The organism is Pseudoalteromonas rubra (assembly GCF_005887095.1).
GTDB classification, from domain to species: domain Bacteria; phylum Pseudomonadota; class Gammaproteobacteria; order Enterobacterales; family Alteromonadaceae; genus Pseudoalteromonas; species Pseudoalteromonas rubra_E.
In genome coordinates, this window is sequence record NZ_PNCI01000013.1 from 78,292 (window position 1) to 90,817 (window position 12,526).

At 48.4% G+C, this 12,526-nt stretch carries 8 protein-coding genes; 2 read left to right on the forward strand and 6 right to left on the reverse strand.

Features of this window, described 5'->3' with window-relative positions; all coding sequences use genetic code 11:
• Positions 1-265 precede the first annotated feature (265 nt).
• Positions 266-1,978 carry an alkaline phosphatase D family protein gene (locus CWB99_RS06240; protein ID WP_138550271.1) on the forward strand — a complete coding sequence of 571 codons (1,713 nt, stop codon included), beginning with the start codon at positions 266-268 and terminating at the stop codon, positions 1,976-1,978.
• Between the two features lie 77 nt (positions 1,979-2,055).
• Here the strand turns inward: CWB99_RS06240 and CWB99_RS06245 are convergent, their stop codons facing one another.
• The 4 genes from CWB99_RS06245 to hrpB form a co-directional block, all read right to left on the reverse strand.
• A complete protein-coding gene (locus CWB99_RS06245) occupies positions 2,056-2,397 on the reverse strand; it encodes a hypothetical protein (RefSeq protein WP_138550272.1) in 342 nt (113 codons plus the stop codon).
• A gap of 579 nt (positions 2,398-2,976) precedes the next feature.
• Positions 2,977-3,156 (reverse strand): hypothetical protein, encoded by a 180-nt coding sequence (locus tag CWB99_RS06255; RefSeq protein ID WP_138550274.1) that lies wholly within the window; start codon positions 3,154-3,156, stop codon positions 2,977-2,979.
• A gap of 311 nt (positions 3,157-3,467) precedes the next feature.
• Complete coding sequence (locus CWB99_RS06260; protein ID WP_138550275.1) at positions 3,468-5,126, reverse strand: sensor domain-containing diguanylate cyclase; 1,659 nt, start codon at positions 5,124-5,126, stop codon at positions 3,468-3,470.
• Positions 5,127-5,270: 144 nt separating this feature from the next.
• Positions 5,271-7,706: an ATP-dependent helicase HrpB gene (gene hrpB / locus CWB99_RS06265; protein WP_138550351.1), complete on the reverse strand. Its 2,436-nt coding sequence runs from the start codon at positions 7,704-7,706 to the stop codon at positions 5,271-5,273.
• 381 nt (positions 7,707-8,087) lie between these two features.
• Between hrpB and CWB99_RS06270 the strand changes: the two genes are divergently transcribed.
• Positions 8,088-8,642 carry a metal-dependent hydrolase gene (locus CWB99_RS06270; protein ID WP_138550276.1) on the forward strand — a complete coding sequence of 185 codons (555 nt, stop codon included), beginning with the start codon at positions 8,088-8,090 and terminating at the stop codon, positions 8,640-8,642.
• 59 nt (positions 8,643-8,701) lie between these two features.
• Here CWB99_RS06270 and CWB99_RS06275 read toward each other — a convergent pair whose 3' ends face one another.
• Positions 8,702-9,631 (reverse strand): diguanylate cyclase, encoded by a 930-nt coding sequence (locus CWB99_RS06275; protein ID WP_138550277.1) that lies wholly within the window; start codon positions 9,629-9,631, stop codon positions 8,702-8,704.
• A gap of 104 nt (positions 9,632-9,735) precedes the next feature.
• Positions 9,736-12,465 carry a CHASE domain-containing protein gene (locus CWB99_RS06280; protein WP_249331748.1) on the reverse strand — a complete coding sequence of 910 codons (2,730 nt, stop codon included), beginning with the start codon at positions 12,463-12,465 and terminating at the stop codon, positions 9,736-9,738.
• Positions 12,466-12,526 lie beyond the last annotated feature (61 nt).

A 12,526-nucleotide genomic window follows, 5' to 3' on the forward strand; every position in this document is an offset into this window, starting at 1 on the left:
ATTAATTAAATACCCGCACCAGTCTCACCAAAAAACACAACAATAAGACACACAAAGCATCACAACATGATTTTGACATAAAGTTGAAAGCATTTTTTCACATCTTGTCTCTAGAATAGCGCCTCTCTCAGCAGGAAGAGAGCTTCCCGTGCACCAACACTCTGCAATTTGCAAAGACAATCTGGGTTGAATTAACAAAGGGAATACAAACAAAACATGCGAGCACAAACGTGTCGCTCTGCTTACGTTAATACCAGGTAAAATAATGAAAAAAATACGCTTATTACTTAGCATCAGCGCTGCGCTCAGCAGTTTCTGCTCTCTTGGCGCACCTGAGGTGCATTACGACCAATGTCAGAGCACTTTTAGCTATCTGGGCGCCAGCTACCAGGGCACCACTGACAAAAATAACTCAGGCAGCCAGTGGTGTTACCTGAAGCAAGCCACTGACGGCTCTAGCTGGGGTAATGTAAGGATTGAGACCATTCCAGCGTTTACCACAGTCACAGGAAAAAGTTGCAACCTCCCCTCCAGTTATCAGGGAGAGCAATTTTATGGCTGCACAACGCGTAATCATAGTGCGCCCTGGTGCTATGTTGATGAACAAGGTAGCTGGGAGGAATGTGCCACCGAAGAGCCTGAACCGCTCATGAGCCACACCCATCCTCAGCCGAATAAACGACTTGACCGCGTTGCACTGGGCTCTTGTTTTAAAACACAGGGCGATATGCCCGAAGCACTGGCACGCCTGATAGGACACAAACCCGACTTATTCTTCTGGCTGGGTGACAATATCTATGCCGACACCACAGATATGAGCACTATGCGACAAAAATATGATGATAAAAAACGCAACCTTGACTATCAGAAGTTTCTGGCAGCTGGGATCCCTGTCATGGCAACCTGGGATGACCACGACTTTGGTCGCAATAATGACGGCAAACACTACCCTAAACGTGCCCAAAGTCAGCTCGAATACTTAAGACACTTCGATGCGCCCGCAGATGATCCCAGGCTAAATGGCCAGGCTGGCATCTATGAAGCCAAAATGCTGGGACAAAAGGGCGAGCAAACTCATGTCATCACGCTGGATGCTCGCTATTTCCGCTCCCCCACCTTTTCTAACTATGGTGCCTGTGAAGGAAACGCCACGACGATACTTGGCGAGCAGCAATGGCAGTGGCTGGAACAAGAACTCAACAAACCCTCTGAAATTAAGCTCATTGCCAGTGGGATCCAAGTCCTTCCTCCCTTATATCAGGGTCGCAGTCGCAGCAGTTACTGTGCATATGGTGATGGCAAGAAATTTGAGCAGGTACTCAGTAACCTGCAAGAGTCAGAGATGTCTGGCACCAGTTATGAATCCTGGGCAGAGGTCCCACTGGAGCGTGAACGCCTGTTGAGGCTAGTACAAAAGTCAATCAACGCAGGCAAAACAAAAGCCGTGATTTTCTTATCCGGCGACCAGCATTGGGGTGAACTACTGCAAAAAGACATTCCGGCCAGCGCGGAGTACGGCAAAATGGCCAGAGTCTATGAGGTAACTGCTTCTGGATTTGGTCAGAACTGGCCCTATCATATTGAAAACCCTTTACGCTTACCTGTATATGCTGATACCAAAGGGGATGGCAACTATACCAAGCAATGTAAGTTTCCAGCCAAATACGCTGCCGTGACCTATCAGGGTTGTATTACCCGGGACCACGATAAACCCTGGTGCTACACCGAGGTGGACGAGAATGGCAATGGTATAAAGGGTGAATGGGGTAACTGTGCGGCCAGTGGTGCAACGATTCCCACCGGCCAGGTTGGTGTTGTCAGTAAAGATATTGCGGATCTGACTACCAGTAACCGTCATCTGATCAACAAATCTGGCAGCAACTACGGCATGCTGGATATAGACTGGCAAAAACGCACCATCAAGTTATCGATAGAAACAGCGAAGGAAGAAGCGGTGTCGACGATCATTAATTTCTAGAGATGCAATACACAACCGTATGCTGATCTGGTGAACACAGGTCAGCATTGTGTATCTAGCCCAATTGAATGTAACGGTTATTTGACGACTTTCAGGCTCAGCCTCGATACAGAAGAAGACATCGGCACTGGGTGATCTGCAGCCCTGGCACGAAAGGCACGGGCTCTGTCATGTGCACTGCGAACCGCATCGCATTGCGCGATAATATCTTCTTCATCCAGTGCCTCACCCAAATCCATAACGATCCGATACGCCGATTCGTACAATTCTTGTTTGGCATCTTCTTCAGCGCGAAAGCGCATAAAGAAATTCTGCACTTTTTGCTCGGGTCCATGTAATTCAATGCCCTGAATACAGGCCCCTATCATAATGGCAAGCAATAAAAATAGCGCAATAATTGTTAATGCTAACAATAGCATGTTTATGCCTCCTGTCTGATCCGTGATTCCATAAACTTATAGAATGGATACTTGGCAACAATTAACCAGATCATAATATTGGCGCACACAGTTATTGGGCCATATAAAGCATAGATTGCGTTGCTTTCAAGGAAACCTCTCAATACTAATTGTAACGCATTCAACAGAACCAGTAAGAAAGTAATATATAATGTATAGCGTGCAGCCTGTGTGAACAAACAACCTCGGATCAAGTGCACAATATACAGAGTAACCGCATAAGAAACTCCACAACACACCAAGGTGAAGTAATATATCTGGATCTTTATCTGCAGATCGATTTCCAAAGCAAGGATAAATGATGCCAGTTGGCCACTGGTTATATTGAAAATCAGACACGTCAGAGCAGTCAAGAAACATGAATGAAGTTTATGATCTGAGATTGTTTTAAGACTCGCTTTTCCGCCGAACAGAAGATTTAACCTGTACTGCTTGAAGTAATACAACAAATATATAACAACCATCAGCTGTAAACATCGTAACGTCCATCCCGTTACTACATAAAACTCACTCATGTTTTGTCCTTTATATAGCGCGACACTAGCAGTATTGCGACGACAAAGTACCCTGCTCACAGTCTCTGGGCTGGTCTCCATCAGAAGTGATGCCGCCAAATACCTTAGCAAGTTGTTTTTTTGACAAGCCATAACCGTTTAACTGCTTCAATTTCTTTGCTTTCACAATTAAACGATGGTTGTTTTTCTTGGTAGTAGCTTTCATGGGCTTTTCCTTTCATAGCTTATTGGATAGAACAATCTCAGCCACCTGCTGCAGTCATGTTAAACAAGCACGGCTGGATATTCAACTTAAATTTAACATTAGATTAACCAAAAGCAGTATGACCAGACATAGTTAGCAGGGACGTTTAAAGCTAAGTTACCATGAAAATATTAATATTAAAGACGTTGTAAAAAATACAATCCACTCAAATGCAATTTATGAACTCAGTAACAAACACCTACTGCGGCCAACAGAAGGTCGACGTACCGCGCCGCTCGGGTGATGTGTACAAAAAAGAGAGAGATTGAAAGCTAAGCGTGGAGCTGCCCCTGGTAAACACATACTCGGTTACGACCACCGCGTTTTGCATCATAAAGTGCTTCATCAGCCTGTTTTAAAAGTATTTTTCCACTATCCATACCAGGTTGATAAAAGGCGACGCCAAAACTGGCTGAAATGGTAAACAGGGTATCTTTAGCGGTAAAGTTAAGCTCAGTCAGATCGCAGCGCAGGCGCTCCAGATAAACAACCACTTTGTCCTGTTCACATTCAGGGATCAAAATACAGAACTCTTCGCCACCAATGCGCGCAACCAAATCTGAGCTGCGGCTGGACGCCAGTAAAAACCGTGCGACCTCTTTGAGCACTTCATCACCCATATCATGGCCCCACTGGTCATTGATCTGCTTAAAATAGTCAATATCGAGCAAAACCAGCGCAAACAAACACCCGTAACGGGATGAGCGGTCCAGCTCCTGCTCGAAGCGCAATGTAAAAAATCGCCGGTTGAATAAACTCGTCAGGGGATCCTGATTGGCAGTCTTTTCCAGCATAGCATTCGCCTCTGTGAGCTCCGCCGTGCGTTCGTCAATTTTATCCTGCAGGTTATCATTCAGTGCCCTCAGTGTGCGCATCATATAGCTAAAGTGGGCTGTCAGCTCTCGAACCTCCTGCCAGCCACGCGTGACTCTTGGAAGCTCGCTCAGATCTCCCTCATGGGTTACCTTTTCAATATAGGACTTGAGGTTTTCAATGGGCTGAGAAATATAAATCGACAGCCCAATGCCAACAATCACAGCCATTAGCACAATACCCAATTCAGCGGCATAGATAACCGAACGATTGGCATAGACCATAGCATTCACTTCGTTTTCATCCATTTTGGCCACTAACCCCCAGCCCAACTGCTCGATGTAGCGAGTTGATGCGAGCACAGGGACGCCGCGATAGTCAGGGGACTGTTCCAGGACAAGTTCATTACCAGACAAGGCTTGTATGATGGGCACAGTGCCTTCGGCAAAAGAGACTGTGCGCGTGAACGCGGCTTTAAGGTCATACTTGAGAGGCGTCGCAAACAGGGCATCGCCATTGCTATCCTGCATAGCAATAAGCCACTCCCCAGTCTGGCCCAAACCGGTTCGGTCTCTGACCAGTTGATTAAGAAATTGAGTCGAAAAGTTCACCTTAACATAGCCAACCAGCCGCCCGTCTAACAACAAAGGTGCCACACGGCTCAACTGTACCTGTCCATTATGCTGTTCCAGACGCATGGGGCGATCTTCAAATTGTGCAGCTGCCAGGCTATCGAGCTTCTCAAACCCATTGGTTGCAGTAACAAACTGCCCCTGACTATCAAACACGCCTATGCTTTTAAGGTAGGATCGATCGATGGCGGCATCATTAATGATCCGGGTGATTTGCGCTTGGTGCTGAGTTTCCTGCGTATTATTCCACAATGCCAACGATCGGCGCAGCTGCGTCCTGCTGGCTATTTGCGCCACATTGTCGTTTGCGCGTTCTACGCCAGCAAGGATTCGTAGCTTGGCGATTTGTGAAATCGCGTTCAGATTAGACTTAACCTGCTCCCGATACTGCACGCCCGTGTAACTGTTGAGAGAATACAGCCCGATAAACAGGGGTAATGCCGTCACTACGATAAAGGTTGCGATAAGCAGGTGTTTTAACTTCACATGCGCCCGAAACACTGTGTGATTGATCTATTCAGGATAGCACAATCCCACAATATTGCGAGAATCACAACAATACAAACTGTAATTCAATCATCAGCAGTGTCAGTGATACCAATTATTAAAGATAACCCCACCTGCGCGTAATCACATGCGGCTTTTGACCCGATTGGTTGCCTGAGCCGTGGCCGGATCATCTGGCCAAAAGTGCTTGGGATAGCGTCCTTTCATCTCTTTTTGCACTTCACGATAGCTGGATTGCCAGAAATGCGCCAGGTCTTGGGTGAGTTGCAGCGGGCGCTGCGCCGGAGACAGGAGTTCCATCAGTACCGGCAGGCGCCCCTCACACAATATCGGGCTGTGGCTCATCCCATAGACTTCCTGCATCCGCACCGATAAACGAGCCGGACCATCAAGCTGGTAGTGAATACGTATATTTGACCCGCTTGGAACAGTGATTCGCTGTGGTAATAGTGCATTAAGACGCTGCTGCTGCGCCCACTCCAGATTGCTTAACAAGGCAGCATGTAAATCAAGCTTTTTTAACTGGGGAAGTTGTTTCACATCGCTCAGATAGGGCGCAAGCCAAACTTCCACCTTTGCCAGCAAACTAGCTTCATCTATCGCCTGAAACTCCTGAGGGTATAACGCTTGCGCCAACGTCATCCTGGTCAGTAGGCCTTCACAGTCTGCATAGTCTTTAAATATCGGCAAACCTTGCTGGCGGACTAGGGTAAGCCAGGCTTCTGTACGCAACTCAGTATCTATCGGACCTGGCGCAGGCTTCGCGGTATAAATCCAGTGCCCCAGATATAGTCGCTGCTCATGAACAAATTGCCCTGATTTTTGCTCAAATTCACAGACATCACGTTCACGAAACAGATGAGGCAATGCATTTTGTACATGTTTGGGCTCAAAAGCAGTTGCGCTAAATATTTGCAGGCCTTTGTGCCCGCCTAAATCGGCAATTGCCAGATAGTCAGCATCCTGCCAATATTCCTTGTGCGCACTTACACCAGCCCCATTAGCCAGTACCCAGCCCTGCCCACGACGCTTTGCAAGGCGGTCCGGAAACGCCAGCGCGACCACCAGAGGTAAATGCTCTATCGCCAGTTCATCGGATGTATGCTGTAACTGTGCGCGGCGCAACCAAAATAGCAGTTGCTGACGAAACACAGGGTGAGGGCGAGTAGCTTGCTGCTGCAGGGCAACGCTGAGTTCAGCGGATGCCGATACCCGACTCTCTAACAGCGCAACAAAATAGCAGCCAAGCTGCACAATGCCTGGATATTCAGCTTCTAACTCTTGTGATTTTAATAGCATGTGGCCAAAGCGAGGATCCGCACCCAGCGACTGGACCTGTTTGCCCAATGGCGTAACACGGCCACGAATATCAATGAGTTCCAGCGCGTTTAATAACTCGTTCGCCTTTGCAAGCTGCGCATCTGTGGGCATGTCCAATAATGCCAGTTCATGAATTTCGCTGCCCCACACTTTGGCCTCAAGCATCAGACCACTCAGATCACTACACAAAATATCAGGCCGGTCATAGCCATCTCGACGCTCAAACAACGCCTTACTCCCCAGCCGATAAACGACCCCGGCTTCAATACGCCCTGCCCGCCCCGCTCGTTGCACCGCAGAGCTACGAGAAATAGACTGAGTGACCAACTCACTGACACCAGTGCGCAGGTTGTAATGTGCTGCCCGTCGCTTGCCGCTGTCCACAACAACACGGATTCCTTCTATTGTCAGTGAGGTTTCAGCGACATTGGTAGTAAGTACCACCTTACGCATTCCTTTAGGTGCAGGTGCAATAGCAGCCTGCTGAGTTTGCTTATCCTGCTCCCCGGACAACGTTGCTAGTAATAATTGTGGATCAGATGCTATCGTGTTCTGAAGTGCATCGGATACATATCGAATTTCTTTTTGCCCGGGTAAAAATACCAGTACACTGCCAGACTGTTCACTGAGCGCCTGGCGCACTATGGGTGGGATTTGCTCTAGCCAGCGGCTCTCATCTTTGAGTGGAATATACACCTCATCAATCGGAAAACTACGTCCGTCGGAGCGCACCGCAGGGCAATCCAGAAATTGCTGATATCGCTCACTATCCAGGGTCGCCGACATCACCAGTATATGCAGGTCGTCACGCAAAGCCTGTTGTGATTCCAGAGCAAATGCCAATGCCGTATCTGCTGCTAAAGAGCGCTCGTGAAACTCATCAAAGATAAGTAAATCGACCCCTTCCAGCTCAGGGTCAGCCTGAAGTAAGCGCGTTAATGTGCCTTCAGTCACAATTTCAAGCTGGGTACGTGCGGAGACTTTAACTTCCTGACGGATCCTGAGGCCCACTCGCTCACCGACGGCCTCATTCAGTTGCGCAGCCAGAAAACGGGCAATATTACGTGCAGCCAGTCGCCTGGGTTCCAGCATAATGATACGTTTAAAGTGTCCATCCAGCATCAGTTGTAACGGCAACCAGGTAGACTTACCCGCGCCAGGTGGTGCCTGAAGCAAAACTCGGGGTTGCGTAGTGAGTTGCGATAGAAGTTGATCATAAACGGCCTGGATAGGTAGCACTGTACTCATTGATATTGCTTTGTCTAATCTGATATGGGGCTAGTTTATACTAACCCATTCAAAAAAGTGACTCATTCAAAGCAAGTTGCATGACCGGTGCCCTCAGTAAAGCGCAACTTTGACCTGAAAAAGTGGACAGCCAGCTATTTGAGTGAAATGATCCCTGCTACCTAACACCCCGCACTATAGACAAGTTATACCAATTTGCTTAATTAAGTGTTCTATTTTGAGGCGAGAAAATATCGTCGATAACCAGGCAAAAATTTGCGAACTCATACCTTAGGTAAAGGTTCTAAATGAGAAATTTTTAACACCGTTAGCGGCATATTTGCGCCTTCAAATTGAACAAGTATTGAGTGAATTGGTATTAAAGAGGAATGCATGACTCCCAGTGGGCACCTGATGATGAGCTGGCTATGCGGTGCCAGTACAGTCTCAACAAAACGAGAACGGATACTTATCACTGTAGCGGGCTTGTCCCCTGATGTAGATGGCATCGGCCTGCTGGCTGACTGGATCACAGGCACAACGCGTTTCTATCATCAGTGGCATCACGTTTTAGGTCATAATCTGTTGTTTGCGCTAGGCATCGCAACCTGTGCAAGTTTACTGGCCCGGACCAGAAAGAAATGCGTATGGCTGATGTCATTTGTCGCAATCCATTTGCATCTGCTCACCGACCTAACCGGCTCAAGAGGACCGGACGGGTATCAATGGCCAATCCAGTACTTATACCCATTCAATCATACCGGGTACACCTGGCAGGGCCAGTGGGCCCTGAATGCCTGGCAAAATCACCTTATTTGGTTATTCCTTGCATTGGCCTGTATAGGATACATACGACACAGCAATATTTCATTTTTTGAACTGTTTGGGCCCAGGCTGGACGAGGCTGCACGTTCACTGTGCGCCAGACTCATGTCCAGACATTGCTGAGGGCTGTTAAGCCTCTCTTGTGTCCTTGTTTGGTAACATGTCAAAGCTGGGCTGCCTTGTTATGACGACACGGCCATACACGCCTGGTATTGATTACGGCCACATTCTTTTGCGTTGTACAGCGCGCTGTCCGCTTGCTCAATAAGTTCGGCAGGCGTCGTCGCTTTGGTACTGCCTGTACACGACAAACCCACACTCACAGTCACAACTTTGTGAGGAGAACAAGGGTGGACAATGGCCAGATCTGCGATGCTTTGTACTACCTCGGATGCGAACTGTTGTGCACTGTGTATTGATGTATCAGGTAACAGTACTGCAATTTCCTCACCGCCATAGCGACAGACCAGGTCTACGGGGCGCCTGGCACATTCAGATACTTGCCTGGTCACGCTTTTTAATGCTTGATCCCCTTCCAGGTGGCCCAGACTGTCATTAAATTTCTTAAAGAAATCAATATCAATCAGCAACAGGGTCAAGGGCACGCGGCGGCGTACACTATCTTTTAACAGGCGGTCGATTTCGATATCAAAAAAGCGACGGTTATACAGCTCGGTCAGACCATCTACAAACGACTGATTGGTCAGGATATCGGCCTGCACTTTGTACTTTAGGTGGGTGGTGATACGTTTGACCAGCGTACTGGCAACCAGAGGTTTTTCAATGAAATCCACAGCCCCCGCATCCCAGCATTTTTCCTGTACTTTTGGCTCCTGACTTGAGGTGATAAAAAGCAATGGAATATCGGCAAGTTCTGGTTGTGACTTGAGCGCTTTACATGCTTCAAGTCCTGACATGCCTTCTAAATTAATATCCATAACAATTAAGTCTGGCTTAATTTTATGGCACACTTTTAATGCTGTTTCTGCACTTTCAAAGCTAACCGTGCGACAAACTGGCTTGAGTATTCTGCTAACCAGCTTGCGTACCAACTTTGAATCGTCAACCACCAATACCGTACAACTCTCGATACTGTGTACAATTTCAAACATCGAATTCCATCCCGTTTACCCCGGATTCTGCCATTCTCCCCAACACTAAGACAGGTTGAACAGCCTGAGTTAATTAACGAGGATAACACTACAATCATAGCCTATTATACAGATTTCAACCGACCCAGCGCATTGCTGGGCTGCACTGCACATTCAGAAATCACTTGCCATAGCACTTTTTGCTCAATGGGCTTAGCAATATAGCTATCAAAACCTGCATGCTGATATTTTTGTCTGTCTTCGGATAACACATTAGCAGTCAGGGCTATTACTGGCAATGTCGGATGTTGCTGCTTTATTAACTTACAGGCTTCAAGCCCATCCATCACCGGCATCTGAATATCCATCAGAACAAAATCAGGGCGCTGACGCTTTACCTGAGTGACCGCTTCCTGCCCGTTTGCCACCAGCACCACATCCGCATTACTTTTATCAAGCAAGGCACGGATCACCAGCTGGTTAATTTCGTTGTCTTCCGCCACCAAAACCCGGACACCGGACAGCTCAGGAAGTACCACCAGCTCCTCTGACAAACTGCTCTGAGTGTGGGCACTTTTCTCAAGCGGCAGAAATACGGTAAACACGCTACCCACGTTTTCCATACTTTGCACGTCAATGCTGCCTGACATCAACTCAACCAGAGAGTGGGTAATAGACAAACCAAGACCCGTGCCACCGAATTTTCGGGTGGTTGATTTGTCGGCCTGCTCAAAGCGTTGAAATAAGCGCTCCAGTGCTTCTTTGCCAATGCCCACGCCGGAATCGCGCACGGTAAATACCACGCCAGGCTCACCTTGTACTTCTTCAATCTCAAGGTCTACACCACCGCGCTGGGTAAACTTTATGGCATTAGACAGCAGATTGAGCAGTATTTGCCGGATCCTGACCGCATCTCCTTCCCAACTAGCGTGCTCAAAACTGCCCGTCACAGACAAGTAGATCCCTTTCTGAGAGGCCACTGTTTGTAAGTCTGACTGAATATGGCTGATCAATTCGCTCAGGTTAAACGGCCGGACCTCCAGTGTCAGCTTACCAGCCTCAATCTTAGAGAAATCCAAAATATCATTGATAATAGTGATCAAGGCTCTGGCCGAGTAAGTGGCTTTTTCCAGGTATTCCCTTGCTCTGCTGGACAGGGGTTCCTCGTTCAGTAGCTGCAAGGTGCCGTATAAACCATTCATGGGTGTGCGGATCTCATGACTCATATTGGCCAAAAATTCAGACTTAGCCCGGGTAGCCTGCTCTGCGACTTGTTTGGCTTCCGCCAGAGCCTGTTCATGCTCCAGCTGTTCAGTCAGGTCATACGCTACCCCCAGAAACCCCACCAGCTGGCCTCGATTATCCTGTAATCGTGATACACTCAGGCGCACAGGTGTAAGTTGCGCGCTCTTTTTAACATAGGTCCAGTTATTGATGTCATTTTTGCCAAGCCGCGCTTTCGCCACAAAGGCTTCAAAGCCTGGCTCCACAGGATAACCCAACTCCTGAGACAGTTCTTCGGCACGTTGAACCACTTCGAGTTCCAAATGAAACACGGCAGGCGTGAGTTTGCCAATCATTTCCTCGGCTTTATAACCCAGCAGTTTCTCAGCCGCAGGGTTAAACACCGTAATGACCCCATCCACGTCGGTTGCCACCACCGAATAAGTCGCACTGTCTAAAATACTGCGCTGTAGCGCACCCACTTGTTCTATTTCAGCGGTTCGGGCCTGCACTTTTTGCTCTAATACGGCATTGGCTTCAGATAACGCCCTCTCGCGGGTTTCAGACAAGTCCAGCTGATGTGCTTTAGACTGGTGTGCACGCAAGACCAGCAATTGCACACAAAATATCACCAGCATCAGTGCCAAAGTGATCATGACCGCTTCGCGCAATGCCCGGTATGGGCTGGGTAACCCAAGTCCCTGAATGTAATCATTCGTGGGGCTGAGTTCGAGCCGCCAGGTGCGACCGTACAACTGGATCACACTATGTCCCCGATACTGGCTGAGCTGTGTCTGTGCTTCACCGCGGCTAAAAAACAAGGTGCTGGCCTGGCGGTCTATATCTTTGATCTTAGCTACCAGATTGCGTTTAATCCCTGTCAATGAACCCAGTACTTCATCAATAAGTATTGGGCTGTAACTCCAGCCTGCTAGTTGCGACATGCGCTCTGCCGGGGTATCAGGTGCATCGCTTTGGGTGTAAACCGGCATCAAAATCAAAAAGCCATGCTGTACCTTCTGATTGGCTTGCACCAGAGTGATGGGTGCCGTCAGCATCACCTCGGCGCGTCTGGCGGCCTCGGTTGCCGCAACCCGGCGCATTGTTTCAGAGCCAATGTCCAGCCCCACGGCCTGTTTATTGCGCGATTCAGGTTCAATAAATTGGATCACATACAAACTTTGTTCGTGGGGCGTTAGCTGCTTGATGTTAAATTGTTTATCGGGCCGCTGTTGTCGCGCCCCCTGCACAAACGCCGCTTTATTCTCAAAAGGCACAAAGCGGATAAAGCCAAACCCCCGGGCACCGGGAAACTCCCGTTCATGATAGCGACTGCCGGCATAACGCTGCATGCGTTCATAGTCAAAGTGTTCTACCCCCACTGTCTGAGTGGCACCGCGCAAGCCTGCCAGGCCGTATCGATACAATGCCATCCGCTCTTGCACCGCCTGAGTAAGCAGTGCCAAGTCGGCTGCCACGGCCTCTTTTATTCGTGTATCAATACCTTGCAGATGAGACTGATGGCTATACCAGCCACCCAAGGTGCCCATCCCCATTACGAGCAGCAAAGGCCAAACAAGTTGCCACAGAGACCGGTTATTCTGTTGTGGTGCATCCTGATGGTTTGTCACATTACTCACCTTACTCCGCCCTGCCACCCTTTTAATGGGGCAAGGCACTTTGTCCTTTTTG